Source organism: Pseudomonas sp. NPDC087614 (assembly GCF_044743485.1).
Classification (GTDB): domain Bacteria; phylum Pseudomonadota; class Gammaproteobacteria; order Pseudomonadales; family Pseudomonadaceae; genus Aquipseudomonas; species Aquipseudomonas baetica_A.
In genome coordinates this window covers 23,059-49,024 of record NZ_JBIUWN010000047.1, presented here as the reverse complement: position 1 = coordinate 49,024, position 25,966 = coordinate 23,059, and the positions used below count along the sequence as shown (strand labels likewise).

Annotated in this window: 24 protein-coding genes and 1 pseudogene; 17 read left to right on the top strand and 8 right to left on the bottom strand. The window is 57.8% G+C overall.

The genetic code is table 11. The features are described 5' to 3' along the window. Nucleotides 1-208: 208 nt before the first annotated feature. Nucleotides 209-505 carry a hypothetical protein gene (locus tag ACIOWA_RS17835; RefSeq protein WP_401161036.1) on the bottom strand — a complete coding sequence of 99 codons (297 nt, stop codon included), beginning with the start codon at nt 503-505 and terminating at the stop codon, nt 209-211. A 496-nt stretch (nt 506-1,001) separates the two neighbouring features. Between ACIOWA_RS17835 and ACIOWA_RS17830 the strand changes: the two genes are divergently transcribed. Next, nucleotides 1,002-1,271 (top strand): DUF2790 domain-containing protein, encoded by a 270-nt coding sequence (locus tag ACIOWA_RS17830; protein WP_401161034.1) that lies wholly within the window; start codon nt 1,002-1,004, stop codon nt 1,269-1,271. Between the two features lie 89 nt (nt 1,272-1,360). Continuing rightward, nucleotides 1,361-1,759, top strand: coding sequence for a hypothetical protein (locus ACIOWA_RS17825; protein WP_339466507.1), 399 nt, complete (start codon nt 1,361-1,363; stop codon nt 1,757-1,759). Here ACIOWA_RS17825 and ACIOWA_RS17820 read toward each other — a convergent pair. Further along, on the bottom strand, nt 1,756-2,025 hold the full coding sequence (locus ACIOWA_RS17820; RefSeq protein WP_221729859.1) for a DUF1652 domain-containing protein: 270 nt from the start codon (nt 2,023-2,025) through the stop codon (nt 1,756-1,758). The genes ACIOWA_RS17825 and ACIOWA_RS17820 overlap by 4 nt on opposite strands. 371 nt (nt 2,026-2,396) lie before the next feature. Between ACIOWA_RS17820 and eco the strand changes: the two genes are divergently transcribed. Both eco and ACIOWA_RS17810 read left to right on the top strand, forming a co-directional pair. Next, on the top strand, nt 2,397-2,882 hold the full coding sequence (gene eco, locus ACIOWA_RS17815; protein WP_401161032.1) for a serine protease inhibitor ecotin: 486 nt from the start codon (nt 2,397-2,399) through the stop codon (nt 2,880-2,882). Nucleotides 2,883-2,903: 21 nt separating this feature from the next. After that, on the top strand, nt 2,904-3,209 hold the full coding sequence (locus ACIOWA_RS17810) for an NIPSNAP family protein (RefSeq protein WP_339466513.1): 306 nt from the start codon (nt 2,904-2,906) through the stop codon (nt 3,207-3,209). 28 nt (nt 3,210-3,237) lie between these two features. On the opposite strand, the pseudogene ilvA reads toward ACIOWA_RS17810, so the two are convergent. Further along, nucleotides 3,238-4,227: pseudogene (gene ilvA / locus ACIOWA_RS17805) on the bottom strand (threonine ammonia-lyase, biosynthetic); the annotation flags it as partial. A 252-nt stretch (nt 4,228-4,479) separates the two neighbouring features. Between ilvA and ACIOWA_RS17800 the strand changes: the two are divergent. The 5 genes from ACIOWA_RS17800 (at nt 4,480) to pncA (ending at nt 7,642) form a co-directional block, all read left to right on the top strand. Further along, the gene (locus tag ACIOWA_RS17800; protein WP_339494540.1) at nt 4,480-4,815 is read left to right on the top strand and encodes a DUF2834 domain-containing protein; all 336 of its coding nucleotides are present in this window, start codon (nt 4,480-4,482) and stop codon (nt 4,813-4,815) included. A gap of 311 nt (nt 4,816-5,126) precedes the next feature. Continuing rightward, nucleotides 5,127-5,660, top strand: coding sequence for a hypothetical protein (locus ACIOWA_RS17795; RefSeq protein WP_401161029.1), 534 nt, complete (start codon nt 5,127-5,129; stop codon nt 5,658-5,660). Between the two features lie 19 nt (nt 5,661-5,679). After that, complete coding sequence (locus ACIOWA_RS17790) at nt 5,680-6,210, top strand: RNA polymerase sigma factor (RefSeq protein ID WP_401161038.1); 531 nt, start codon at nt 5,680-5,682, stop codon at nt 6,208-6,210. Continuing rightward, nucleotides 6,207-6,965, top strand: coding sequence for a transcriptional regulator (locus ACIOWA_RS17785; protein ID WP_339466516.1), 759 nt, complete (start codon nt 6,207-6,209; stop codon nt 6,963-6,965). The genes ACIOWA_RS17790 and ACIOWA_RS17785 overlap by 4 nt, the downstream gene beginning before the upstream one ends. 50 nt (nt 6,966-7,015) lie before the next feature. After that, nucleotides 7,016-7,642, top strand: coding sequence for a bifunctional nicotinamidase/pyrazinamidase (pncA, locus tag ACIOWA_RS17780; RefSeq protein WP_339494544.1), 627 nt, complete (start codon nt 7,016-7,018; stop codon nt 7,640-7,642). Between the two features lie 43 nt (nt 7,643-7,685). Here the strand turns inward: pncA and ACIOWA_RS17775 are convergent, their stop codons facing one another. Together ACIOWA_RS17775 and ACIOWA_RS17770 are read right to left on the bottom strand one after the other, a co-directional pair. Further along, the gene (locus tag ACIOWA_RS17775) at nt 7,686-8,987 is read right to left on the bottom strand and encodes an ATP-binding protein (RefSeq protein WP_339466518.1); all 1,302 of its coding nucleotides are present in this window, start codon (nt 8,985-8,987) and stop codon (nt 7,686-7,688) included. 4 nt (nt 8,988-8,991) lie between these two features. Further along, nucleotides 8,992-9,693: a response regulator transcription factor gene (locus ACIOWA_RS17770; protein WP_122607702.1), complete on the bottom strand. Its 702-nt coding sequence runs from the start codon at nt 9,691-9,693 to the stop codon at nt 8,992-8,994. 221 nt (nt 9,694-9,914) lie between these two features. Here ACIOWA_RS17770 and ACIOWA_RS17765 point away from each other — a divergent pair, with 221 nt between their 5' ends. From ACIOWA_RS17765 to ACIOWA_RS17750, 4 genes are all read left to right on the top strand, one after another. Further along, nucleotides 9,915-11,072: an efflux RND transporter periplasmic adaptor subunit gene (locus tag ACIOWA_RS17765; RefSeq protein ID WP_339494545.1), complete on the top strand. Its 1,158-nt coding sequence runs from the start codon at nt 9,915-9,917 to the stop codon at nt 11,070-11,072. Between the two features lie 15 nt (nt 11,073-11,087). After that, nucleotides 11,088-14,186 carry a multidrug efflux RND transporter permease subunit gene (locus tag ACIOWA_RS17760; protein WP_401161026.1) on the top strand — a complete coding sequence of 1,033 codons (3,099 nt, stop codon included), beginning with the start codon at nt 11,088-11,090 and terminating at the stop codon, nt 14,184-14,186. 104 nt (nt 14,187-14,290) lie between these two features. Then, on the top strand, nt 14,291-14,932 hold the full coding sequence (locus ACIOWA_RS17755; protein WP_339466523.1) for a DUF1345 domain-containing protein: 642 nt from the start codon (nt 14,291-14,293) through the stop codon (nt 14,930-14,932). Between the two features lie 167 nt (nt 14,933-15,099). Beyond that, on the top strand, nt 15,100-15,606 hold the full coding sequence (locus tag ACIOWA_RS17750) for a hypothetical protein (protein ID WP_339494548.1): 507 nt from the start codon (nt 15,100-15,102) through the stop codon (nt 15,604-15,606). A 52-nt stretch (nt 15,607-15,658) separates the two neighbouring features. Here ACIOWA_RS17750 and ACIOWA_RS17745 read toward each other — a convergent pair whose 3' ends face one another. The 3 genes from ACIOWA_RS17745 to ACIOWA_RS17735 form a co-directional block, all read right to left on the bottom strand. Then, the gene (locus ACIOWA_RS17745) at nt 15,659-18,100 is read right to left on the bottom strand and encodes an autotransporter outer membrane beta-barrel domain-containing protein (RefSeq protein ID WP_401161024.1); all 2,442 of its coding nucleotides are present in this window, start codon (nt 18,098-18,100) and stop codon (nt 15,659-15,661) included. Between the two features lie 250 nt (nt 18,101-18,350). Continuing rightward, the gene (locus tag ACIOWA_RS17740; RefSeq protein WP_401161022.1) at nt 18,351-20,435 is read right to left on the bottom strand and encodes a hypothetical protein; all 2,085 of its coding nucleotides are present in this window, start codon (nt 20,433-20,435) and stop codon (nt 18,351-18,353) included. Nucleotides 20,436-20,539: 104 nt separating this feature from the next. After that, nucleotides 20,540-21,394 carry a hypothetical protein gene (locus tag ACIOWA_RS17735; RefSeq protein WP_401161020.1) on the bottom strand — a complete coding sequence of 285 codons (855 nt, stop codon included), beginning with the start codon at nt 21,392-21,394 and terminating at the stop codon, nt 20,540-20,542. A 234-nt stretch (nt 21,395-21,628) separates the two neighbouring features. Between ACIOWA_RS17735 and ACIOWA_RS17730 the strand changes: the two genes are divergently transcribed. From ACIOWA_RS17730 to ACIOWA_RS17715, 4 genes are all read left to right on the top strand, one after another. Beyond that, nucleotides 21,629-22,654: a LacI family DNA-binding transcriptional regulator gene (locus tag ACIOWA_RS17730; protein WP_401161018.1), complete on the top strand. Its 1,026-nt coding sequence runs from the start codon at nt 21,629-21,631 to the stop codon at nt 22,652-22,654. Nucleotides 22,655-22,809: 155 nt separating this feature from the next. Further along, complete coding sequence (locus ACIOWA_RS17725) at nt 22,810-23,592, top strand: sugar phosphate isomerase/epimerase family protein (protein WP_401161016.1); 783 nt, start codon at nt 22,810-22,812, stop codon at nt 23,590-23,592. Next, the gene (locus ACIOWA_RS17720) at nt 23,585-24,604 is read left to right on the top strand and encodes a sugar kinase (protein ID WP_401161014.1); all 1,020 of its coding nucleotides are present in this window, start codon (nt 23,585-23,587) and stop codon (nt 24,602-24,604) included. Before ACIOWA_RS17725 ends, ACIOWA_RS17720 begins: the two co-directional genes overlap by 8 nt. A 57-nt stretch (nt 24,605-24,661) precedes the next feature. Further along, nucleotides 24,662-25,960, top strand: a complete 1,299-nt coding sequence (locus ACIOWA_RS17715; RefSeq protein WP_339466535.1) for an MFS transporter — start codon at nt 24,662-24,664, stop codon at nt 25,958-25,960. Nucleotides 25,961-25,966 lie beyond the last annotated feature (6 nt).

Below are 25,966 nucleotides of genomic sequence, written 5' to 3'. Positions count from 1 at the left end.
AGCGGGCAATCTGATCGTTTTTGATCGGTCTACCGCTTTCAAAATTGGATGAGGTTGAAGTTGGCCGGAAATACAGGGCTACTTCAGACCATCCCAAGGATCTGGTCGAATACGCTCGCAACCTGCAACCACAATGACCTTTTCGAATGCCGCGCTACTCCCCCCTCAGCCTGCCCTCTTTCCACGGCAGGCTTTTTTGAGGGTGAACTCAAGCAGGCGCTTTCCAGTTCAACATTTGCTGCTGCGCGACCTGGAGCAAGTCATTGCCATCCTGCGTCAGCAGGTAAAGCGCATGGGTAATGTGTGGGATGTCCTGCACGTCGGCGTGCTTGAAGCACAGGCAATGCAGGGTTTCGAGCAGGTCGGCGGCGGCGCGGATGCGCTGGACGGCGGCTTCGAGGATGTCTTTCGGGTTGGCTTGGGTGTCGATGAGCAGTGCCGGGGTTTCGGTGACGTTGCTGCTGAGGGGGAGATAGCGGTTTTGTAGCATTTTAATTATTGGCATTCTGAGTTACTCAACTGTATTAGAAGGTAACCGCCATAGCCGTGACCAAACGGTGGGAGGCGGCCGTGTACAGGCTTGGTCAACCGAGAACAGTTCAAACTCAGCTCGCCCGAAGGCGTCCTGCACACAGCCGCCACAGCAATGCACTTCACGGATCGTGAAATCCGAACGGTGCAAATGATGGCACATATGCAATGAACTTTTCTCAGGTGACCAAACCCGAACCACTGATTTTGCAGCGGCAACCGACAATAACTGTCCCGCTCCAGCCGCCGAAAGCAGACAAGGCACCAGCCTTTGTAGGAATTCGCCAAACGTTCCTGAGAAAACCGCCGCACTCCCTGACAGCCGGCGTTCAGCTCGGTTAACCATCTCTTAACGCCGTGGTCAAAAACTCTACTGAACTGCACGCCCTCAGCCGTTTTGGCTGTCGCCCAGTGCGGCAGGTTCGGGTGCATCACGCCGAACTCTAGAACCGCCACTCGGGAGTCCTTTCATGAACATTTGTCCTTTATTGCTCACTGCCGCCCTCGCCTGCACCGCGTTTGCCGGGCTGGCCCAGGCCAATGACACCTCTGCCACTTCCAAAGCCGTGCCGTATGAGTACGGCATGCCGCTGCATGTGGCCAAAGTGGTGTCGTTGACCGAGCCGCTAACGCATCTGTGCAAAGTGGTCACGGCCGATATGAAGTACATCGACAATGCCGGTAAGCCTGAGGAAATCAGCTACCGGAAATTGTCTGACGCATGCAACTTCCAGAACTGACAGAAACGTCTGATTTGCGGGTTTGCGGTAGGCGTGGGGAGTTTCGGCGGGTATGCTCGGAGCCCTCCCCACTGCCGCAAGGATTCGCCATGCAGTTGTCGTTTCGCACGTTGTCGGGCTTCACGTGTTCGTTGTGTTTTTTGCTGGCGCTGGCCTGGGGCGTTTTCCCGCAGAGCCTGCTGGCGATCTGGAGCATCGAGTACTCCGAAGGTGCCGGATTTGTCGCACGGCGCAGCGCGGTGCTGTTTGCAGCGTTGGGCGTGATGTTTTATCTGGTGCGCAAAGCGCCGGTGTCACTCGCGCGTAATGCCCTGAGCAACGGTTTTATCGTTGGGTGTTTTGGTCTGGCGGTGCTGGGTTTTGCTGAATGGTTGAACGGCCACGCCGGCCCCGGGATTCTGCTCGCGGTGCTGGTCGAGTTCGCGCTGGGCCTTGGTTTTTTGCAGGCCCGGCGCGTGACGGTCGAACTGGGTGAAACAGTGCGTTAAACGGCTTTTGATCGAGGACTGTAATGATGTGGCGTCGCTTGTTGCGCCAGATCCGAGCGCAATCCGGCAATGAGGTCGTTGATTGCGCGAGAGCCATTGAGGTGGCTGGCATCGATGCCGCTGACGAGCAAATCGACCTGATCGGTCTGGTGATCGCCGAAGACCTTGACGGTCATCGACAACTCCGGCGACAGCGTGCATTGGCAACGTTTCGGCAGAAAACTGCTTTCAATGATATTGCGTAGTTCCAAGGCAGACAGAAACATGGTGAAACTCTCCTTAATAATGAAACCGCCAATCAACGCTTCACGCTGACCGTTTTTACTGCCCCTGCACGGGTGGATCCCCGCTATTTCCCTGGGTGCGGCAAACGGTTGTACGGCGAAATGCCTCTTGGAGTGTAGGCGCCCGAACCCGGTGCGCCGCACCAAACAGAGGCATAAAACGTGCCTTTCATCGGATCGTTTTGCCCCTATAAAAATCAAGCACTTGGCGAAGAGGCCAGTATTTGGCCAGTTGCAAAATGCAAGAAAAGGCCTGCCAGTCCCTGCAAATTGCAACTCGGCGTCGGTTTGCATTCGACGCGCGTGAGGGTAAGAATGCCGCTCAACCACACTACACCCGCAAGGAGGCTCCCATGGTTTCTTTCCGCGCCTGCGCGACCACCGGCCTGATCATCGCCAGTCTGTCCACGTTTGTTCACGCCGCCAAACTGGAAGATGTGGCGCCGTATCCCAAGGCAGAAACCGGCTTCACCCGCCAGGTCATTCATCTGCCCAAGCAGGATCAGGAAGAGAACTTTCAGGTCGAAATCCTCGCGGGTAAAATCCTTGAAGTGGACTGCAATCGCCAACACCTGGGCGGCGTGCTTGCCGAGAAAAACCTCGAAGGTTGGGGCTACCCGTTCTATCGACTGGAAAAGGTCAGCGGTCCGATGAGCACGATGATGGCCTGCCCTGCCGGGATCCCGAAGAAACGCGCGTTCGTGCCCGTCGTCGGTGACGGCTTCCTGCTGCGTTACAACAGTAAACTGCCGGTCGTGGTTTATGCGCCCTCGGACGTCGAAGTGCGCTATCGCATCTGGTCGGCTTCGGACAAAGTCGGCACTGCCATTCAGGAATGACCTGAGCAAGGAGCGACATCTGTGATTACCTGCCACGTCAGATACGTGATCGACCCTTACCAATTGACGGAGTTCGAGGCCTACGCCAAGGCTTGGCTCGGCATTGTCGAGCGACTGGGCGGTACCCATCACGGCTACTTCCTGCCGTCAGAGGGTGCGAGCAATATCGCTTACTGCCTGTTCAGTTTTCCGTCGCTGGCGGATTACGAAAGCTACCGGCATATCACCCTGACTGATCCGCAAAGCAGCGCGCTGGTGCAATCACTGCTCGAGAAGAAGTTCATCGTCAGCTACGAGCGCAGCTTTCTGCGCCCCTTGCTGGCTTGAGCGCTTACGCCGGAACGCCGCATGCAGCGGCGCGCTCGGCGACGTGGCGCAGGCTGTCGAAGTTGATGTTGGCACCCGAGTCGATCGCCACGAAGGTCTGATCCCGCACACCGCTTCGCGCCACGTACTGTTTGATCCCGGCCACCGCCAATGCACCGGAAGGTTCGGTGATCGAGCGGGTATCGTCGTAGATATTCTTGATTGCCGCACAGAGGTCGTCGTTGCTGACCGTGAGCACCTCATCCACGCAAAAGCGGCACACCTCAAACCCATACTCACCGATCTGCGCCACGGCCACACCGTCGGCGAAAGTACCGACATTGGGCAATACAACCCGCTCTCCGGCGTGCATGGCCGCTTTCAGGCACGCTGAATGTTCGGACTCGACGCCGATAATGCGCACTTGCGGGCGCAGGTATTTGACGTAGGCGGCGATCCCGGCGATCAAACCACCACCGCCAACCGGGATGAAGATCGCGTCCAGCGCGCCTTGATGCTGACGGAGAATTTCCATCGCTACGGTGCCTTGCCCGGCAATCACCTCCGGATCGTCGAAGGGCGAAACAAAGGTGCGCCCGGTCTGCTCGGCCAGTTGCAGCGCATGGGCCAGGGCAAACGGGAAGCTTTCGCCATGCAGCAGCGCTTCGGCGCCGCGACTTCGAACACCCAGCACTTTCAACTCCGGCGTTGTCGACGGCATGACGATGATTGCAGCGATCCCTAACTCCCGCGCCGCCAGCGCCACACCTTGGGCATGATTGCCGGCCGAGGCGGTGATCACCCCGCGCGCCTTTTGTTCGTCGCTTAGCTGCAGCAGTTTGTTGTAGGCGCCGCGGATCTTGAAGGAGAACGTCGGTTGCAGGTCTTCACGCTTGAGCAGGATGCGGTTGCCCAGTGCTTCAGACAACGCCGGCGCGGCCTGCAACGGCGTGCGTATGGCAATGTCGTAGACCGGCGCGGCAAGGATCTTTTTCACGTATTGCTCAAGCAAGGCTTGCTGGTCGGGGCTGTGCGGCATGGTCGTCTCCTGACGTTTTGATCAGAACCCCGGAGACAGAAAGTAAAAACCCGCCTCTAGGGCGGGTTGGGTGCTGCAGTCGTGAGCTAACCCGCCAAATGAGGAATGGCGGTAATAATGCTTGGCTGGCAGCGCAATACGATGGAAATCATGGCCTGAAAATTAGCCCGGGCGTTGCTCACAAGTCAATGGTCAATTCTGCGTGGCAACGCTAGGCTGTCGATTGCACTCATCACTTCAAGGAACGAACGCATGATGTCTATCGCCCTGCCCCTCACCGCTTTGCTTGCGTTTACCGGTTATACGGTTTCGGTGATGCTTCAGGCTGAACAGTCGTTGATCGACTTCGGGATCAGCCTGATGTCGCGCCCCGATACCGCGCAGGTGGTGATTGATTTGTACCTGCTGGCGACACTGGCCGGCGTCTGGATGGTCAAGGATGCCAAGGCCCGTGGGCAGTCAGGTTGGTCGGTGGTGCCTTACTTGCTGTTGACGGCGGTTTTCGTGTCCGTTGGGCCTTTATCGTATTTGGTGGTTCGTGGGGTTCGGGAGCGGAAGAAAATTGACGAGGCGGCTCAACTGAGCTGAACCGGATTTGGTGTTGATGCTCAATCAGCGTTCGCGGGCAATTCCCAAAGGTTTCAGTGTCAATTGCGGTGTTATGCCCATCAAGGCCCGCCGTCGCGGTCAGCCATTCACTGACTTGCCGCTTGCGGCGCAGTGATGGCCCTGATCTTTCCTGGCAACTCTCCTGCGCCAAAGCTTCGGATCAACGGCAGATGCCCATAAGCATAGCGCCCGAATTCAGGCCTGCCTTGAACAGTCACTGACAAAGCAATGAATAAAATTTCGCTCTGTGGTGTTCAAAGTCAGACACAACCCTCTGTGGAGCCTTGCCCATGACTATCCGTTGCGTTATGTTCGCCGCCCCGTTGCTGCTGGCCGCAGCCCTGTCCAGCCATTTGGCGTTTGCCAATGGCGATGAGGGCGAGCCGGTCAAGAAGCCCGAATGCCCCAAAGGCCAGGTCCGGGACAGCAAAACGCAGAAGTGTGTGTTGCAAACCAGCAGCCTGTTGCCCGACGCCGATCGTACCGATTACGCCTATCGTCTCGCCAAGGACGGTCGCTACGAGGAAGCACTGGCGCTGCTCGACACCCTGCAACAACCGAACACCGCCAAGGCTCTGAACTATCGCGGTTACGCCACACGCAAACCGGGCCGTACCGATGAAGGTATTGGCTATTACCTGCAATCGGTGAAACTCGATCCGCACTACGCGCAAGTGCGCGAATACCTCGGCGAGGCCTATGTGATCAAAGGTCGCGTCGATCTGGCGCAGGAACAGTTGCAGCAGATCAAATCGATTTGCGGCACGTCTTGCGAGGAGTACCAGGACTTGGCTGAAGCCATCAACGATTCATCGAAAACCTGAGCATCAACTAGCGGAGGCGATCATCGTCAGCGATCAGGCATTCAGAACAGAACTCGGGCAGCACCTGGCGCGATTGTGGCGTTACGGTTTGTTGCTGTCGCGCAATCGGCATGTGGCCGAGGATCTCGTGCAGGCCACATGCGTGCGGGCGCTTGAGCGTTCTGCGCAGTACGTGACCGGCACGCGGATGGATCGCTGGCTGCTGAGCATTCTGCATTCGATCTGGCTTAACGACGTGCGCGCCCGACGTGTGCGTCAGGGTTCGGGTCAGGTCGATGCCGATGGGCGATTGGCGTTCGATGGCGAGTACGCAGCGCAGACTCACGTCATGGCGGCGCAGGTGATCCGCCGGGTCGATGCGTTGCCGGAAACCCAGCGCGAGACGGTGTATCTGGCCTACGTCGAAGGCCTGTCGTATCGCGAAGTCGCCGAGATTCTACAAGTGCCAATCGGCACGGTGATGAGCCGCCTGGCGACCGCACGCCTGAAACTCGCCGAATACCCGCCGTTGCAATCAGTGCCGAAAACCACCGAAGGAGACCGCTCGTGAACACACCTTCGGATGAGCAACTGGTGGCGTATCTGGACGATGAACTCGACCCGGATTATCGCCGCCAACTCGACCACGCCATCGCCGACGATCCGTTGCTCAACCTGCGCGTGCAGTGGCTGAGCCGCAGCAGCCTGCCGTTCAGGAATGCTTACGATGAACTGGCGCAACAGGCGCCACTGGATCGACTGCAAGCGCGGCTCGACGCCATTGCTTCGCCGCAAAAGCCAGGGCTGAGCCGACGCTGGTTTACCGGCGCGGCAGCCGCTGCACTGGTCGCCGGTGGCGTGCTGGCGGATCGTTTGTTTCTCGGCTGGCAGACGCAGCAAGCGCATAACTGGCGCGGTGTGGTCGGCGACTATATGGCGCTTTACGTGGTGCAGACGCTGGAGCACTTGCCCACGGATGAGGCCTCACAACGCGCGCAGTTGCGCAGTATTGATGCAAGGCTTGGTCTGAGCCTTTCGCCAGCCGCGTTGAAACTGCCCGGAGCTGAACTCAAACGCGCACAAATGCTTGAGTACGACGGTGTACCGATTGCGCAGATCGTTTATCTGGATGCGGAACATGGGCCGCTGGCGCTGTGTGCCACGCGTTCGAACAGCGGCGCCCGGCCGCTGGCACATGAACGTCGACATGAGATGAACGTGGTGTTTTGGACCGAGCAAGAACATGCGTGGATGCTGATCGGCCGTGAAAGTAGCGCAGGACTGGAAGACAAAGCAAATTTGTTGAGAAGTCGTTTAGCGGTATGAGAAAAACCGCTTCTATGCTGGAAAGTCATCTTCCAAGGAGTATTTAACCGATGCCGATTTCGTCTCGCACTGCGTTACTGGTGATCGACGTTCAAAACGACTTCATCCCCGGCGGTCACTTGCCGGTGCCTGAAGGCGGCCGGATTGTACCGCTGATCAATCGCATTGCCGGCAGTTTCAAACAGGTCGTCATTGCCCAGGACTGGCACCCGAAGGGTCATGTCTCGTTCGCCTCCAGCCATCCTGGCCATCAACCCTTCGAGGTCATTGAACTGCCTTACGGTGAGCAGACACTGTGGCCCGACCATTGTGTGCAAGCCACACCCGGTGCCGACTTCCACCCGGAACTGGACCTGCCCCACGCCCAATTGATCATCCGCAAGGGCTGCAATCCGGACATCGACAGTTATTCAGCGTTTCTCGAGGCAGACCGGCGCACCACCACGGGTTTGTCCGGTTATCTGAAAGAGCGCGGTATCGATACGGTGTACATGGTGGGCCTGGCGCTGGATTTTTGCGTGATGTTCTCGGCACTGGATGCGCGGGCGGCGGGGTTCAATACTTTTGTGGTGCTGGATGCCTGCCGGGCGATTGATCTGGATGGATCACTGGCGTCGGCGATGGATCGCATGAAAGGCGCCGGCGTCGGGTTGATTCAATCGACCGACCTGTTATGAACGGTAGGAGCTGCAGCACGCAGCGCCTACAGGCATTTGATGATCAGGCGTTGGTGGGTAGCCACAGGCGGAATCGCGCCCCACCCAACGGCGAAGTCTGGACGGTCAATGTGCCGCCCTGCGCTTCCAGTGCGCGGCGACTGATCGCCAGCCCAAGGCCGAAGCCACCTGTGGCCCGATCTCGGCTGCGATCGAGCCGATAGAACGGTTCGAAAACCCGCTCACGCTCATCGTCGGGAATACCGATGCCGTCGTCATCCACCCAGATCTCACAACCGGCAGCGCTAACCTGCACGCCGATCTGAATACGCTTTTCGCAATAACGCATGGCGTTGCGCAGCAGATTCTGAATGGCCCTTGCGGTCAATCGAGGATCGAGCGAAAAACGCTCCAACTGGCCGTGCAGCAACACATCGATGACGATATCCGGCGACTCCAGTTCTTCGTCGACGCTGCCCAAAATGCTGTCGATGAACTCATCCAGCGATACCTCGACCTGCTCGGGCAACTGCGCCGGGTTTTGCAGCCGACTGTAAGACAGCAACTCCAACACCAGCTCGTCCAGCTCACGAATGTGCGCAACCAATCCCTGCAAACGCTCGCGGCTCGTGGCTGGCAATTCGTCGGACAGCGCCAGCGCCAGGCCGAAATCCAGGCGCGTCAACGGCGTGCGTAATTCGTGGGAGACCGCATTGAGCAAATCGCGCTGCTGGTTGAGCAGGTTCTCGATGTCGCCGGCCATGGTGTCGAACACATTGGCCAAGCTGCCGATGTTCGAACTCGGGGCGATTTTTGTGCGTTCACTCAAATGGCCTTTACCAAAACGCTCAGCGGTACCTTTGAGGCGCTCCAGATCACGCCAGTGAGGGCGCAACCACATCAACAGGCAGGCGAGCAGCGTCGCGCCGACCAATACGTTGATGCTCCAGTACAACAGATTGACGTCCAGTGGATCCGGGGGCACGACCATTTGCACCACAGAGGTGTCGTCAAGCGGCGTGACGGCAAGCGTACGCCAGCCCCAGTCGCCGATGCGGACCACGTTCTCGCCGCGCTGCAATCGCTCTCGCTCAATGGCGGTGAAGTCGGCATCGTCGATGCGCGCCAGTACGATGTGCAGCGGCTGGAAATCTTTGTCCATGGATGCCGCCACAGCGGGCCATTGTTCCTTGGGCACCGCATGAAACTGTTTGGTGATCAGCGTTTGCAAACCACGGGAAAAATCAAGGTTATAGGTGACGAAGCGCTCCCTGAAAGCCATGACCACCAGGTCCGGCACCAGATAGATCGCTGCGCTGTACGAGACAATCGTCACCAGATAGAGACGAAACAGGATGCGAAACATCAGCTCAACATTCCCATTCAGAGCGACTGAACAAGTAACCCTTGCCCCACACGGTCTTGATCTTGCGGGCCTCACCGGCATGGTCATCGAACTTGCGTCGCAACTTGGAAATCGCCACGTCCACGGAGCGGTCAGTGCCGTTGAACTCTATGCCGCGCAGACGTTGCAGAATCTGGTCGCGGCTAAGCACTTCGCCGGCGTGTCGCGCCAGCACCACCAGCAAGTTGTACTCGCCGCTGGACAACTCGACGGGCTGCTCGCGCCAGGTCACGGTGCGTTCCGACAGGTCGATGCACAGGTTACCCATGAGGATGCGATCGTTGGCCGTCAACGGCTCGCCAAGGCTGCTGCGGCGCAATAACGTGCGCACCCGAGCCAACAGCACCCGTGGTTCACAGGGTTTGGTGACGTAATCGTCGGCGCCCATTTCCAGGCCCAGCACCTGATCGTGGCTGTCGTCGCGTGCGGTAAGCATCAGGATCGGTAGCGTCGCCGAGTCGGCGCGCAGCAAACGACAGACTTGCAAGCCGTCGAGCCCTGGCAGCATCAGATCGAGGATCACCAGATCCGGCGGATTGACCCGCGCCCGCTCGCGCACATGGTCGCCACGGCCAATGACGCTGACGGAATAACCGTTGCGCTCAAGGTAGCTGGAAATCAGTTCGGCGAGGGCGGTGTCGTCTTCGACCAGGAGGATGTTGGGCATGGGGTGTTCCAGAAAGTGCTGTGGCGACCGGGTGGGCCTCATCGCGAGTTTGCTCGCGAAAGCGGTTTATCTGTCGCAATAAATTTCAAGGCCTGAAGGATATACGCCCTCGCCCATTCCTGAGTAAAACCCTTACACAATTTCACACAGCGCCTACAAAGCTTCACCGCTACTCTCGGCAACTGCCCGTAGGATGCGGGCATCAATATTGGGGGTGGTAAATGTCGAACAAACTGTTGGCCGGTCTCGGCCTGATCGCGATAGCACTGACGCTGGGCGCCTGCGATTCTTCCTCGAACGCCGAAGAACAATCCCCGCCAGCCACCGTGCGCATCGAGACCATCGAAGCCCACCCCCTGTCGATCAGCAGCGAACTCAGCGGTCGAATCGCCGCGCCGCGTATTGCCGAGGTGCGCGCCCGGGTCGCCGGCGTGGTATTGCAACGCACCTACCGCGAAGGCAGCGACGTGAAAAAGGGCGACGTGCTGTTCCGCATCGATCCGGCACCGTTCAAGGCGGATCTGGACAGCGCTCAAGCCTCATTGCGCAAAGCGGAAGCCAATGCATTCCAAGCCAAACTGCAGGAGCAGCGCTACGCCCAGTTGATCGACGACAACGCCATCAGCGCTCAGGACTACGACAACGCCCGCGCCAACACCCGGCAAACGGCCGCCGATGTCGCCGCCAACAAGGCCGCGGTGGAGCGCGCGAAGCTGAACCTCGGCTACGCCACCGTCACCGCGCCGATTTCCGGACGTATCGGCCGCGCGCTGGTCACCGAAGGCGCGCTGGTCGGGCAGAACGAGACCACCCCCTTGGCGCTGATCCAGCAACTCAACCCGATCTACGCCGACCTCACCCAGTCGACCCGCGAGCTCAATGAATTGCGCCGCGCGTTCCGCTCCGGGCAATTACAGGAAGTCGGCCAGGACGAGGTCAAGGCCACGCTGATTCAGGATGACGGCAGTCTGTATCCATTGCCGGGGAAACTCTTGTTCAGCGACATCACCGTTGATCCGGGCACCGGCCAGATCATCCTGCGCAGCGAATTCCCCAATCCCGACCTCGACCTGTTGCCTGGCAGCTTCATTCGCGTGCGTCTGGAACAGGCAACCATCGCGAACGGCATCACCGTACCGCAACGCGCCGTGCAGCGTGACAGCGCCGGCATTGCTCAGGTGCTGACCGTCGATGAGCAGATGCGCGTCGCTGAGCAACCAGTGCAACTGGGCGCGGTGCAGAACAATCGCTGGATCGTCACCGGCGGCCTCAAGCCCGGCGACCGCATCGTCATCGAAGGCCTGCAACACGCCCGCCCCGGCGAGAAAGTACAGATCGACGACACCCCTCTTCCACTTGCCCAGACCTCTGGTCAGTAAGCAGGACGCTTCTATATGCCGCAGTTCTTTATCGATCGCCCGGTGTTTGCCTGGGTGGTTGCACTGTTCATCCTGTTGGCCGGCGCACTGGCCATCCCGCAGTTGCCGGTGGCGCAGTACCCCGATGTCGCGCCGCCACAAATCGAAATCTATGCCGTGTACCCCGGCGCGTCAGCGCAAACCGTCGATGAAAGCGTGGTCAGCCTGATCGAGGAAGAACTCAACGGCGCCGACCACCTGCTTTACTTTGAGTCGCAAAGCAGCCTCGGTAGCGCGACGATCAAGGCCACGTTCCAACCGGGAACCAACCCGGAACTGGCGCAGGTCGACGTGCAAAACCGCCTCAAAGTCGTCGAATCGCGTCTGCCGCAAGCGGTGACTCAGCAGGGTTTGCAGGTGGAGAAAGTGTCCTCCGGCTTCCTGTTGCTGATCAGCCTGACGTCCAGCGACGGCAAGCTCGATGACGTGGCGCTGAGCGATTTTCTGGCGCGCAACGTGATGAACGAGATCAAGCGCCTGGACGGCGTCGGCAAGGCTCAGCTGTATGGTGCCGAGCGGGCCATGCGTATCTGGATCGATCCGCAGAAACTCATCGGTTTCAATCTGACCCCGGCCGACGTCAACGCTGCCATCGTTGCGCAGAACGCCCAGGTGTCGGCAGGCAGCATCGGCGATCTGCCGAACCCTTCCAGCCAGGAAATCACCGCAACGATTCTGGTCAAAGGTCAGTTGTCGACGCCTGAAGAATTCGCCGACATCGTGCTCAAGGCCAACCCCGACGGCTCCACCGTGCGCATCGCTGACGTCGCGCGGGTCGAGATCGGCAGTCAGGAATACCAGTTCGGTACGCGTCTCAACGGCAAGCCGTCCACGGCGGTGGGTGTGCAGTTGTCGCCGGGGGCCAACGCGCTGAGCACCGCGACCCTGGTGCGGGCGAAGATGGATGAGCTGTCGCGCTACTTCCCGACCGGTGTGGAATACAAGATTCCGTACGACACCTCGCCGTTCGTCAAAGTCTCGATCACCAAAGTGATTTACACCTTGGGCGAAGCGATGCTGTTGGTGTTTGCGGTGATGTTCCTGTTCCTGCAGAACGTACGCTACACGTTGATCCCGACGCTGGTGGTGCCCGTGGCGCTGATGGGCACGTTCGCGACCATGCTGGCGCTGGGCTTCTCGATCAACGTGCTGACAATGTTCGGCATGGTCTTGGCCATCGGTATTCTGGTGGACGACGCCATCGTCGTGGTGGAGAACGTCGAGCGGATCATGGCCACCGAAGGCCTGTCGCCCAAGGAAGCCACACGCAAGGCGATGACGCAGATCACCGGCGCGATCATCGGCATCACGCTGGTGCTGGTCGCGGTGTTTATTCCGATGGCGTTCATGCAAGGCTCGGTCGGGGTGATTTACCAGCAGTTCTCGCTGTCGATGGCGACGTCGATTCTGTTCTCGGCGTTCCTCGCCCTGACCCTGACGCCGGCATTGTGCGCGACGCTGCTCAAGCCGATTGCCAAGGGTGAGCATCACGAGAAGCCCGGGTTTTTCGGCTGGTTCAACCGCCGCTTCGAGCGCCTGACTGATCGCTATCAGGGCTGGGTCGGCTATGCGTTGAAACGCAGCGGCCGTTACCTGCTGATCTACGCTGTGCTGCTGGTTGGACTGGGCCTGTGCTTTGCGCGTCTGCCCTCCTCGTTCCTGCCGGTGGAAGATCAGGGCTACACCATCACGGATATTCAACTGCCGCCCGGTGCGACCAAGAATCGTACGGTGGCCGTGGCTGAACAGCTTGAGGCACATAACGCCGGCGAGCCAGGGATCAGTGACACGGTGGTGATTCTCGGTTTCAGCTTCTCCGGTAGCGGCCAGAACGCAGCCTTGGCGTTCTCGACGCTGAAGGACTGGTCGCAGCGCAGCAGTGATGATGCCGCCAGCTCGATTGCCGATCGCGCCAATATCGCACTGACTGAAATCAAGGACGCCATGGCGTTCTCGGTGCTGCCACCGCCCGTGGATGGCCTCGGCACGTCCAGCGGTTTCGAGTTCCGTTTGCAGGATCGCGGCGGCCTCGGCCATGCGACCTTGATGCAAGCGCGCACCGAACTGCTCGCCGCCGCCGAGAAAAGCCCGGTACTGATGAACGTGCGAGAAAGCGCGCTGGCCGAAGCGCCGCAGGTGCAGTTGGTGGTCGACCGCAAGCAGGCCAATGCCCTTGGCGTATCGTTCGCCGATATCGGCAACGTGCTGTCGACTGCCGTCGGCTCCAGCTACATCAACGATTTCCCCAATCAGGGGCGCATGCAGCGTGTTGTCGTGCAAGCCGAAGGCGATCAACGCAGCCAGGTGGCCGATCTGCTGAAAATGCACGTACGCAACAACACCGGGCACATGGTGCCGCTGTCAGCGTTCGTGCAGGCCAACTGGATTCAAGGCCCGGCGCAGTTGACTCGTTACAACGGCTATCCGGCGATTGCGATTTCCGGCGAACCGTCGCCGGGACACAGCACCGGTGAGGCCATGGCGGAGATTGAACGTCTGGTGGCGCAGGGGCCGAAAGGTCTGGGTCAGGAATGGACCGGGCTGTCGTTGCAGGAACGCTTGTCCGGCAATCAGGCGCCGATTCTGCTCGGTCTGTCGCTGCTGGTGGTGTTCCTGTGTCTGGCAGCGCTGTACGAGAGCTGGTCGATCCCGACTTCGGTGTTGCTGGTGGTGCCCTTGGGCGTGCTCGGTGCGGTATTGGCGGTGACGCTGCGCGGCATGCCCAACGACGTGTTCTTCAAGGTTGGCCTGATCACAATCATTGGCCTTTCGGCGAAGAACGCGATCCTGATTATCGAATTCGCCAAGAGCCTATACGACGAAGGCCACGATCTGATCGATGCGACGTTGCAGGCAGCGCGTTTGCGTCTGCGGCCGATCGTGATGACTTCGCTGGCATTCATTCTCGGTGTGGTGCCGCTCGCGATTGCCACTGGCGCAAGCTCGGCGAGCCAACAGGCGATCGGTACTGGTGTGATCGGTGGGATGATCACCGCCACGCTCGCAGTAATTTTCGTACCTGTCTTCTTCGTCGTCGTCATGAAGCTCGTACAACGATTCACCAAACCCCACTGATAGCAGGCTCGCTCCCATAGGAATTTTGCAAACATCCAACGTTGTGGTCACAACTGTCATCGCTGGGCTAAGGTGTCTGAACCACCCTGGCCCATCGAGTCCTCATGCGCTTCCTCGCCCGCACCCACCCTCGCCTGTCCGCCGCCGCCCTCCTCGGCCTCGCCAGCGGTTTGCTGGTCCCCGCCGATTCCATCGTCAGCAAAATCCTCATCGGCTGGAACGCCGGTGTCTGGACTTACCTGATCCTGATGTTCTGGCTGACCGTGCGCGCCAAGGCCCCGGACGTCAAACGCATTGCTGAAGTCGAAGACGAAAATGCCGGGCTGGTACTGTTTGTGGTGTGCATCGCCGCGCTGGCCAGTCTGGCGACCATCACCTTCGAACTGGCGGGCAGCAAGGATCTGGAAACCACGCGCAAACTCATGCATTACGGTTTTACCGCGCTGACGGTGATCGGTTCATGGCTGCTGATCGGGGTGATTTTCTGCGTGCACTACGCGAGGTTGTTTTACACCTGGGATGGAAAGGAGCCGGCACTGCGATTCTCCGAAGGACTTACTACCCCCAATTATTGGGACTTTCTGTACTTCTCGTTCACCATCGGGGTGGCTGTGCAAACGTCGGATGTGGGTGTTGCGACGCGGGAAATTCGAAAAATCGTGCTGGCGCAGTCGTTGATCGGTTTTGTGTTCAATACGGCGATCCTCGGGTTCTCGATCAACATTGCAGCAGGGTTGTTCGGCTGAAAAACACGGCAGGTTCCTGCCGTTCAAAGATCACAAAAAAGCACGCCTGTAAACTGTCAACACTGACAGTTTACAGGCGTGCTGTATTCAGGCTTCCATACAACATCCAGAAGTAGGACGGGTCAGTCTTTGGATGTCCCCCACCATATCGTATGGAGATAAAACTCATGAGCTATGCAGCCCGTGCCTACGCGACAATCTTTCCGGCTTCAGCGCATACCTATTTGTCAGCCACGATCAACGGCGATGCCAATCCACGCTACAGGTTTGTAAAAGTCCCTCAATTCATGGAGTTTCGATCTACCTCTGCGCCTACCTTCGGGCCGAAGCCCTACCCGGAAGGCACGCGTTACGTCCTGAGCGCTGGATACACGGTGAATGGTGTGACGCGAACGATTGATTTTGTGTTCCCTTCCAAACCCCAATCGATGACATATGACCTGTCCGAAGATAGCGATGATGTCAGAAGCACCTACTATTCCAATCCCGCGACGGGTGATCTGCACATCTCTGTGAGCGGGAGCCTGACAGTGAGATATGACGACATTGAAAAAACACTGAGTGGCACCTGGTCCGGCGCCTTTGACCATGGTGGAGAGAACGGCAACGAAGAATTCCCGATCACAGGGGAGTTTGTCGCTGTCGCCGACCTGAGCAAAAGAAAAAACGCTTAATGACTACGGAAAAAGGAAGCTGCGAAGCTTCCTTTTTTTAATGCTGATGCGATCAGAAATTGAAGCTCAACCCGACACTCGCTCCTAGCTCCTGGTCAGCTTTGCTGCCCCTGCTAGTCCCTATCTCACCATACATCTGCCATTTGTTATTGGCTGGCACCCAGTTCAGGCCAGCGGTCAGCTCAAGACTGGTGCTGGACAAATCGTTGTTGAAGTCAGTGTCATTCACGCTGACACGATTGTTGTTGACGAATTCATGACTTACCGCCGCGTGCAGCCTGGGTTGCAGTTTGCCGCCATTGTTCAGCACCACCTCGCGGCCAACTGTCATTCCGACCTTGCCGAGCAATGAGCGGGTCTCGTTGCTGTCTACCTGCAGTCCATTGTCCAACTTGTAGTCTTTGCCTTTCACAGTCGCGACACCAAACTGAGCAGAGGGCTCGATGAAGTAACCTCGGTTCAAGACGATATGCTTACCCACTTCGACGGTTCCACTGATGCCGATATTATCGAAGTCTCCCTTTGTTCGAGTGTCATCGCTCAAGGTGACTTTGACGTCATTACTAAAACGGTTGATTTTGCCAACGGTATCCACGTAGTACCCGGTCATTTCGTCATACCACGACAGATACATCCCGCCATAGGTGCTGTCGATCGTGCCGGCGCTGCCACGGGCAAGGTTAAGTCGAGTGGTGCTGTATCCACCAAAAACTCCGATCAACCATTGGCCATCACCTATCGGTAGTGGCGTATCCACCCCCAACGAGACGCCAGTCTGATTTTGTTTATAACCATCACCGTAGGCATTCTTGACGTTGTACTGATTGGCATGTGTCCGTATCCACAGGCCGGATGTCGCGTTCTGATTATTTGAGTCCAGTGCAGCAACCGATCGCGACCGGGGTTGAGTACCGGCCATGCGACGGTCGCCGAGGCGGGTATTGAGAGTGGTCATTTCCGAATAGATAACCGTCGGTGCGGTACCGGCAATAGCCAGTGCTGTTTGTGAACCTGTGCTCGGCGTTGTCCCATCCGTTCGTAGGAAAATACCTTCGCCCTCTCGCACCAGTTTGTACGCCAAAGCACCAAGATCAACCTGACCGTTTCTCAGATCGAACTGAGCATCCCCGCCAGCGATGTTAGCCACTTGAACGGGTGCACCAGTGACAGGTTCGCTGGCGCTTGCACCGACCACCAGCTCATGACGGCCACTGGCTGACTCCGTGACATTGAGAAAGTCGGTTTCACCGGTGGACACGTCAGCATCCAAAAAAAACCGGCCATTGCCTGACAAGTTGGCAACGTCCAGGCGGACGAACTCGGCGGGCGTGCCGAGTCTCACGTTCCCGCCATGCATTTGGACATTCGATAACGAATTGTTGCCAACCAGGTTCCATTCAGCACCACGCCCGATGGACATAGTACTGACGCCGGTAACCGAACCGTGCAGGATCGAGTCGTTGTCCAGCGTCACGACGCCAGTCCCCGAGCCCTGAATGTTACCGGTGAGTATGCTTCGGGTATCGAGCGAAACAGAGGCAACGTTGAGCAAATTGCCATCAAGGCTGGCATTGTTTTGCAAGAAAACGGCGGCGGTTCCACCGTCAGCAACCTCTACATTGCCCGTCAACTGGCTGTTGTCGACCTGAAATCGCGCCGCTGCGCCATCGATGACTTCGAGGATATTGCCGTTGCCGCCGATCAGGTTCGAACGGTTGGCTATTTCGATCAATACCGGTTGATCGTCCGGCGTCGCAAAATCGACTTTGATCGCTGCGCCGGTGCGGCCCTGCACGGTTGACCCATCAACCTTCAATACGCTCTGTGCGGTGACATCGCTCGGGTTCAAAACGGTGTCCTCGCCGAAGATGATCCCGTTCAGTTCTCCGATGACCCGGCTGTCTGCACTGATGTTGGCGTTGCCGCCATAAAGCTCGAGGCCAACACCACCTGCGTCGGTCCCTTCAACCCGGCTGTCCACCAGATTCAACGTACTGAGGGATGTCACCGCGGCACCCGAGAAACCTCCTGTCAGCGTACTGCCAGTGACGGTCGCTGTTGAGCCAACGGGTATGTTCAGGTCGCGCGCAAGCAACATAGCTCTGCCATCGCTGGACAGCGTACTGCCGGATACCACTGCCGAACTGTCGGTCAAGCTCAGCGCAGTGTCAAAATTGCTACCGGTCACCGTCGCCCCATCCAGAGTCACGAGGGCATCTGCGGAGGCTTCAATCTGTGAAGTGTTGGCGGAAATCGCGTTTAACGTCCCACCGCCGACAACGATGTTAAGCGCATCACCACCATTGAGGTTGAGCGTGGCAGTGGTAGGGATGAACCAGGCCTCTGGCGTAGCACCGACGGATACGGTTTCGACCTCGCCAGGGTTGAGATTTCGCGAAAAAGAAACCTCCGAGAACGCAACTAGCACTGCCGCGTATGAGAGCGTGCCAGTAATTTTTAAAACTGTCGGCCCCAGTCTTTTTTCAATCGTCATATTAACTTCTCATTGAGTTTAATCGGGACTGAAAAACGACGGCTCAGATAATCAAGCCCCTTCAGTCACCCGTGGTTGAGGGGGGGCAGAGGATACCTGCAGGCCCGAACCATCTCTGTAGGAACAATCCTCTTTGTTAGTGGGTTTAATCCTTCAGAATCGAGATGCAACGTACGTTTTTAGTCGTCAACGAGGTTGCATTGCCGGAGGAGTTTCGCTCTCCCGGCAATGCAATAACACCGATTGCCGATTAAGGAGCAGGCGCAGGATCCCAACCCGGTTCCGTCTCGCAGTACTTGAGGTCACCGTTGAGCAAGTAAACCACCATTTCTTCAACTTCCGATGTAGGCACAGTCGGCGTGGAGTACCAGATTTTCACATAGCCCGCATAAAAATCGGCTGGATCAGCTGGGGTAGCAGGAGGACGAGGAAGATTGCGAATATTAGGTGTATACGGAATGTCCCAGATCATGCCAGCCGTTAGTTCTGTCGCGGTGATAGCACGAGTCTCACTAAACACGGTATCGGCCGGCGCATCTATCGTATAAGCTTCGTCATGCCAGCCTTGCCAATTGAATGTGATTTGCATCCCATCGGTGAAATGATCATTTGGCTGGATCTTGAACCTCGCAACGTGTTCATCTCCCGTCAAACTTCCGCAAATGATGTACGGGTATCCGGTGCCATCGGTAGGTGGACGTTGGAATTCCGGTTTATCGAGGACGATGACTACAGTATTGACAGTTACCGTCTCTTTTTCCGACTTTTGAGTATTATTTCGAGCCGGGTTTTCATATACCCACCAAGCGTCTTTAGATCCAATACCACCCGGGCCGACAACGCTATATGGCAAATCTACCTCAATGATTGTATTGATATTCGATAGATTCATTAGCATTGAATTAACGATAATTTCGCCTTGATCCCCGAGATACATCAGAGTGACCAGATCGCCCGCTTCGGGATCGGGAAATGTCGTCCCGACTGTGACAGGCGATACATCGATGTGAGCCTTGGCTGTTTGATTGACGTCATGAGGGCCGAGCACGTTGTCCGTAACAGGGGCCTGTCCGCGGACAATAAGTTTCTTGAACTCGGTATTAACCTCAGGGGGTGGGTTCGCCGGGTCGACGGTATAAGGCGGATGCGTCGAGAAATCTGTTTTGACAGTTATCGTTCCATCGTCGATCGATAAACCGCTACGCATCAAGTCAGCTTTGACGACCACGTCCAGCTCAAAATTCGTCCCCGTCTGGTTATCAAAGTATTGTTTGCTCAGACTCGACCATGGAATGGTGAACTCCAGCTCCGTGAGTGCATTGAAATCGAGATCCTGGGCAGGTTGAGTGCCATACGTCAGGCTCACTCCATCGGTGTCGAGCGTATCTACCAACCGGCTGACTTTTACCTTCACACCTGCACGCGCATCTTGTAAATCGATCAGACCATCTTCGTTTGCCGGGACGGTAATTACGCCCAATTTAGGAAGTGGCAGAAAACGTACGTTTCTGTAATACACACCCCATGCGCTCTGGTTGCTGGCAGCGTCAGTTATGATGAACCAGATGAACACCCGGCCGCTCGTTACCTTGCGCAGCTCTGCGGTCGGGATGGACAGCTTGCCATCGGTGGGCATTGGCCCGTCGAAAAAAGGCGGCACTTGCGGAGGGTTGGTACGTATACCTGCCACGAACAGGGTCAACGTGTCATCCGACTGAAAGTTGGCGTAGCCGGTATCAATTTCTACCTGCAATCCCCCTGAGTTACCTGGCAGGTTCGCCCATGTGTCATCGAGATCGCCGGGGGCATTTGGAAACGTGGCTGGTGGAATTGTTTTGGCGCCAGGGATTTGCCCGGGATTTGTACCTGTTTGTGCAGGTTTAGCCTGCCAGGCACCGGTGCGGTCGATAAAAAACTGCATCACAGGGCCGACCAGCGGGTTGAGCCCCCGCTGATACAGCGAGCTACGAACCCAGATCGGCGTCGGTCCGTCAGGGGTTGCATCTTCGCCCAGATATTCGGTAGGCACTGTGATCGGAAAATCTACAGGGCGGCTGGCCACGTTACCGAGTCTCACCCGTGGTAGCTGCGTGAAGTCTGTCGGCAACGGGGTGGCGGGAGGTTGGGTTCGCGTGACATCAAGGGTGATCTCATCCAAGTCGTGGGGGTTCAACCACACATTAGTCTTGACCATAAGTGTCAGCGGGCCGCCCACAGGAATCGCGGCTATCGGAATAATGTTCTTGTTTGGACCGCGCCCATCCGGTAACTCCGGGGTCGGCGCAGCCAAAATGCCCACTGGTGACCCTGACGCCGCTGTTTGAATACTTGTCATGTGCTTTCTCCATTGCGTAGAAAATGTCTTCAACCCATGCATCTTCGACAATGGCGAACGGCGCCAACTGCAGTCGTGATATCGCTGCCACTATTACGCTCTGATCAAGTCATCCAACTTGAGTCAGCGCAATATTCGGTTTCTCCCGGAATCACCCTGTCTACTTTCACCAGCCCGGGAAAAGAGCGAAATATAGCAACTCCATTTCGCAATAACTGGTAATTGACGGTCGCTGAATGCTTGTTTCGCATCGGCTCTATATGTGAGGCAAATGGTTTTATCACCAACTTTACCGGTTGCTTGCTTACAACATCAGTTACAACCTCAGTGAATTCGAACTCTGGCGTTAATGGATCTACTAATTCTCCTGGTCCGTTTAGAGAGTTCCATGCTTGCCAATACACCATGAGAACATCTTTTGGTTCAAATAAATCATCAAAGGGGATCTCGACGCGAATCCCTTCCCAGATAAACAAGGACTCCGGATCGTCGGGATAATTTTTATGACAACCGATGTATCCCCAAAGGTCTGCGTCGGGAAAACCCGCCTCTTTCAAACGTTGCGGTGGCGCAACGATTGCGTAGGTGAGGCGTCGTTTATCCGACGTCGTAGGGTTGATCGAACGGACCGTATAAAACAACTCAAACGTCGCCACATCCGGTAGTTTCTCGGGAGCCACTGAAATACGAAATTCCACAGCGTCGTCCGCGGCCCCATATTCGCCCCAGGCGACAAAATCGGGATTACCGGCAATGAAGATCTCGACACGGTCTTTGCGCGCGCCAGAAACAGGAAAATTCAGCCAGCGGTCAATCACGCAGACGATGCCGACTTGTTTTGCGTCCGGCGGCAATGTTCCCGCCGGATCTTGGGGGTCAACTCCGTCCACTCGCGGAAGGCTCAGGAGCACAGCGGAATTCAATGTGCTGCTGGCAGTAATTGGCGCTTTGGTCGGCATGGAATTTCTCACTGGATGGTCACCTTGGCCTGAAGAAATTAAGCGCTGTTATCCAGAAACTGCCTACTGTCAGATCTGACAGGTCAAGTAACCGCCTGTCGGAAATCCGGCTTGCCATGAATGCTTTTGACGTATTTGAAGGTTGACGACCCAGGGTTTGATAGTGTCTTCTGAAACCGGTTTCAGTGGTATTTCATATTGAACCGCTACCCTCCAAAAATAAGGTCTACCGAATTGAACGTCCTTTCCGCCGCTCAGCACAGCCGCGTCACCATGCTTGATGTTGCCAGACGCGCAGGCGTGTCCAAGGCCAGCGTCTCGCGCTTCATCGGCGATGATCGCGCCCTGCTCTCGGATGCCATTGCCCTGCGCATAGAGCAGGCAATTGCCGAACTCGGCTATCGTCCCAATCAGATGGCTCGCGGTCTGAAACGCGGGCGTACGCGCCTGATCGGCATGCTGGTCGCCGATATCCGTAACCCTTATTCGATTGCCGTGATGCACGGGGTGGAAACCGCCTGCCGTGCGCACGGCTACAGCCTGGTGGTGTGCAACACCGACCGTGATGACGAGCAGGAACGCCAGCACCTGGCGCTGTTGCGCTCGTACAACATCGAAGGCCTGATCGTGAACACACTTGGCCATCACCGTGACGAGTTGCATGAGTTGCGCCGCGAGATACCGCTGGTGCTGGTGGATCGCAAGGTCGACGGTCTCGACAGCGACATGGTCGGGCTGAATAACCCGCAGGCTGTCGAGATGGCGCTTACCCATCTCGAGCAGCGCGGTTATCGGGATCTGGTGCTGGTCACTGAGCCGTATGACGGCACCAGTTCGCGGATCGAGCGGGTCAGCAGTTTTCAGGCGCAAATTGCTCAACGTTCCGATTTGACCGGGGCGGTGCTGGAAACCGGCAACGATCTGGCCACTCAGCTTCACATTTTTCTAAACACGCCAGATACCGGGCCGAAGGCGCTGTTCTGCGCCAACGGTGTGGCGGCGCTGGCGGCGACCCATGCGTTGCGGACGATCGGTTCGCGGCTGTTCGAGGATGTCGGGCTCATCGCCCTGGATGATCTGGATTGGTATCCATTGGTGGGCAGCGGGATCACTGCGCTCGCCCAACCGACCGAGGAGATTGGCGCGCGGGCGTTCGAGTGTTTGCTCAAGCGTTTGCGTGGGAATGATGAAGCGGCGCGGGTGCTGGATTTTGCGCCGGTGCTGGTTGAGCGGGGTTCGACCCTCGGGATTTTGCGGTGACTGATCTGGCCTCTTCGCGAGCAAGCCCGATCCCACAATGGGATCGCATTCCAGGGTGGCAGCGGGCTTGCTCGCGAAAGGGCCCGAAGGAACAACAGAGAAACATCTGAAAAAAATTTAAACAAAAATGAAACCGGTTTCAGAGGTACACAACAATGAATAGACCTGCTGTTTCCATCAGCCTGTCCAGCTACGGCGCCGAGCTTGTACGTCTGCGCGGGCAAGATTTTTTTATCGACGTATTGGCTGCCGCCGGAGCTGATCGCATCGAGTGGCGCGAGGAATTGCTGACCCGAGAAGTACCCGCGCAGTTGAGCGCCGCCACTCAGGCGCTGGGTTTGCAAAGCATCTATTCGTCGCCGACCGAACTGTGGCTGGCCGGCCAGTCCCATCCCAACCCGGAGTTGATTACTGCCCTGCAACACGCCGAGGCGTTCGGTTCGAAGTGGCTGAAGGTTTCACTCGGCTACTTCACCGACAACTGCGATCTGTCAGCCCTAAAGCCATTGCTCGGCAATATCGAGGTGCAGTTGCTGGTAGAGAACGACCAGACTCTGCACGGCGGGCGGATCGAGCCGTTTCAGCGGTTCTTCACTGCCATCGAAGCACACAACCTGCCGATCAAAATGACCTTCGACATCGGCAACTGGCAGTGGCAGGACCAGTCCGCCACCAACGCCGCGCGCCTGCTCGGTCGCCACGTCGGTTATGTGCATTGCAAAGCCGTGGCCCGCCGCGCCGACGGCAAACGGGTGGCAGTGCCGCCCGCCGCGAGCGATCTGCATTTGTGGGAACAACTGCTGAGGCACATGGCTCAAGGCGTTATGCGCGCGGCCGAGTATCCATTGCAGGGTGATGATCTGGTCGAGTTGACCCGCGAACACGTCGCCACCCTCGCCCGTCTCGGCCAATGCCGTCTGGAGCCTGCTCATGTCTGAGATCGATATTCTGTCGTTTGGCGAAACCATGGCGATGCTGGTGGCCGAGCAATGCGGTGATCTGGCGGCGGTCGAGCACTTCCATAAACGTATTGCCGGAGCCGATAGCAACGTGGCAATCGGGCTTTCGCGGCTGGGTTTCAATGTGGCTTGGCTGAGTCGGGTCGGCAACGATTCGCTCGGACGCTTTGTGGTCGAGACCTTGATCAAGGAAGGTCTGGATTGCAGCCATGTTGATGTCGACAAGGCGCACCCCACTGGTTTCCAGTTCAAGTCCCGCACCGACGATGGCAGCGACCCGCAAGTCGAATATTTCCGTCGAGGCTCGGCGGCCAGTCAATTGTCGCCACAGTCGATTACGACCCATCTGCTGAGCGCTCGCCATCTGCATGCGACGGGCATCCCTCCAGCGCTCTCGGCCTCGGCGCGGGAGATGTCCTCTGAGTTGATGACCCGCATGCGCAACGCCGGGCGCAGCGTATCGTTCGACCCCAATCTGCGCCCGAGCCTGTGGGCCAGCGAGCGCGAGATGATCAGCCAGATCAACCGCCTCGCCGCCCTCGCCCATTGGGTACTGCCGGGGTTGAGTGAAGGTCGTTTGCTCACCGGTTTCGACGACCCGGCGGACATTGCGGCGTTTTATCTGGACCAAGGTGCTGAGGCGGTGGCGATCAAGCTTGGCCCAGAGGGTGCCTATTACCGCACGCATCTGGATCAGGGATTTGTCGCCGGGGTGCCGGTGGCCAATGTCATCGACACGGTGGGTGCCGGCGATGGCTTCGCAGTGGGGATGATCAGTGCCCTGCTTGAGCACCAGAGTTTTGCCGAGGCGGTGCAGCGTGCGAACTGGATTGGCAGTCGGGCGGTGCAGAGTCGCGGGGATATGGAAGGTTTGCCGACCCGCCAGGAGTTATCCGCTGAATTTGAAGCCGCCTTCGCGAGCAAGCCCCCTCCCACATATGAAACGCATTCCACTGCCGGAGCGGGCTTGCTCGCGAAGAGGCCCGCTTGATCAGCGTCAAAATTTGAACCTGCTGCGACAAAAACAACAAGCTCAGGAGCAAGACCCATGAAAACCGCAACCCTCGCCACCCGCCGCTGGTGGTACATCATGCCCATCGTGTTCATCACCTACAGCCTGGCGTATCTGGATCGCGCCAACTACGGTTTCGCCGCTGCGTCCGGCATGGCCGCCGACCTGATGATCACCCCGGGCCTGTCCTCGCTGCTCGGCGCGCTGTTCTTCCTCGGCTACTTTTTCTTCCAGGTCCCGGGCGCCATCTACGCGCAAAAACACAGCGTGAAGAAACTGATTTTCGTCAGCCTGATCCTTTGGGGTGGCCTCGCCACGTTGACCGGCGTGGTCTCCAACGCCTATTGGCTGATCGTCATCCGCTTCATGCTCGGCGTTGTCGAAGCGGCAGTCATGCCGGCGATGCTGGTGTACCTGTGCCATTGGTTCACCCGCGCCGAACGCTCGCGGGCCAATACCTTTCTGATCCTCGGCAACCCGGTGACCATGCTGTGGATGTCGGTGGTTTCCGGGTATCTGGTGCAGCATTTCAGTTGGCGCTGGATGTTCATCATCGAAGGCTTGCCGGCGGTGCTGTGGGCGTTTATCTGGTGGCGTCTGGCCGATGATCGTCCGGCCCAGGCCAAGTGGCTCAACGACCAGGAAAAGCAGGATCTGGAAAGTGCCCTGGCCGCCGAACAGGTCGGGATCAAAGCGGTGAAAAACTATGCAGAGGCATTCCGCTCGCCGAAGGTGATCATTCTGGCCCTGCAGTTTTTCTGCTGGAGCATTGGCGTCTACGGCTTTGTGCTGTGGCTGCCGTCGATCCTCAAGGCCGGCGCGCAAATGGACATGATCGAGGCCGGCTGGCTGTCGGCGCTGCCGTATCTGGCGGCGGTGATCGGCATGCTCGTCGTTTCGTGGGGCTCGGACAAACTGCAAAAACGCAAACGCTTCGTCTGGCCGCCGCTGCTGATCGCCTCGATTGCGTTTTATGGCTCCTACGCGCTCGGCGCCGATCATTTCTGGTGGTCGTACACGCTGCTGGTGATTGCCGGCGCCTGCATGTACGCACCTTACGGGCCGTTCTTTGCCATCGTCCCGGAAATTCTGCCGGCCAACGTTGCCGGCGGCGCGATGGCGCTGATCAATAGCATGGGTGCGCTCGGTTCGTTCGGCGGCTCCTATCTGGTCGGTTATTTGAACAGCTCCACCGGCTCGCCTGGCGCTTCGTACCTGCTGATGAGTGGTGCGCTCATGCTGTCGGTGGTGCTGACGATTTTTCTCAAGCCCGGCGCCAGTGATCGCGTCGTCGCCAAAGCCGTCGCCAAGCGGGCCGTGCCAGCTCATTCCTGAAGAGAC

Bases quoted from the DNA above. Each gene is read 5' to 3' on its own strand.
- ACIOWA_RS17740 (WP_401161022.1), bottom strand. From the start codon at position 20,435: ATGACAAGTATTCAAACAGCGGCGTCAGGGTCACCAGTGGGCATTTTG.
- ACIOWA_RS17775 (WP_339466518.1), bottom strand. From the start codon at position 8,987: ATGTTTCGCATCCTGTTTCGTCTCTATCTGGTGACGATTGTCTCGTAC.
- ACIOWA_RS17835 (WP_401161036.1), bottom strand. From the start codon at position 505: ATGCCAATAATTAAAATGCTACAAAACCGCTATCTCCCCCTCAGCAGC.
- ACIOWA_RS17750 (WP_339494548.1), top strand. From the start codon at position 15,100: ATGAGCTATGCAGCCCGTGCCTACGCGACAATCTTTCCGGCTTCAGCG.
- pncA (WP_339494544.1), top strand. From the start codon at position 7,016: ATGCCGATTTCGTCTCGCACTGCGTTACTGGTGATCGACGTTCAAAAC.
- ACIOWA_RS17770 (WP_122607702.1), bottom strand. From the start codon at position 9,693: ATGCCCAACATCCTCCTGGTCGAAGACGACACCGCCCTCGCCGAACTG.
- ACIOWA_RS17795 (WP_401161029.1), top strand. From the start codon at position 5,127: ATGACTATCCGTTGCGTTATGTTCGCCGCCCCGTTGCTGCTGGCCGCA.
- eco (WP_401161032.1), top strand. From the start codon at position 2,397: ATGGTTTCTTTCCGCGCCTGCGCGACCACCGGCCTGATCATCGCCAGT.
- ACIOWA_RS17715 (WP_339466535.1), top strand. From the start codon at position 24,662: ATGAAAACCGCAACCCTCGCCACCCGCCGCTGGTGGTACATCATGCCC.
- ACIOWA_RS17725 (WP_401161016.1), top strand. From the start codon at position 22,810: ATGAATAGACCTGCTGTTTCCATCAGCCTGTCCAGCTACGGCGCCGAG.
- ACIOWA_RS17820 (WP_221729859.1), bottom strand. From the start codon at position 2,025: ATGTTTCTGTCTGCCTTGGAACTACGCAATATCATTGAAAGCAGTTTT.
- ACIOWA_RS17735 (WP_401161020.1), bottom strand. From the start codon at position 21,394: ATGCCGACCAAAGCGCCAATTACTGCCAGCAGCACATTGAATTCCGCT.
- ACIOWA_RS17800 (WP_339494540.1), top strand. From the start codon at position 4,480: ATGATGTCTATCGCCCTGCCCCTCACCGCTTTGCTTGCGTTTACCGGT.
- ACIOWA_RS17765 (WP_339494545.1), top strand. From the start codon at position 9,915: ATGTCGAACAAACTGTTGGCCGGTCTCGGCCTGATCGCGATAGCACTG.
- ACIOWA_RS17720 (WP_401161014.1), top strand. From the start codon at position 23,585: ATGTCTGAGATCGATATTCTGTCGTTTGGCGAAACCATGGCGATGCTG.
- ACIOWA_RS17825 (WP_339466507.1), top strand. From the start codon at position 1,361: ATGCAGTTGTCGTTTCGCACGTTGTCGGGCTTCACGTGTTCGTTGTGT.
- ACIOWA_RS17760 (WP_401161026.1), top strand. From the start codon at position 11,088: ATGCCGCAGTTCTTTATCGATCGCCCGGTGTTTGCCTGGGTGGTTGCA.
- ACIOWA_RS17745 (WP_401161024.1), bottom strand. From the start codon at position 18,100: ATGACGATTGAAAAAAGACTGGGGCCGACAGTTTTAAAAATTACTGGC.
- ACIOWA_RS17755 (WP_339466523.1), top strand. From the start codon at position 14,291: ATGCGCTTCCTCGCCCGCACCCACCCTCGCCTGTCCGCCGCCGCCCTC.
- ACIOWA_RS17830 (WP_401161034.1), top strand. From the start codon at position 1,002: ATGAACATTTGTCCTTTATTGCTCACTGCCGCCCTCGCCTGCACCGCG.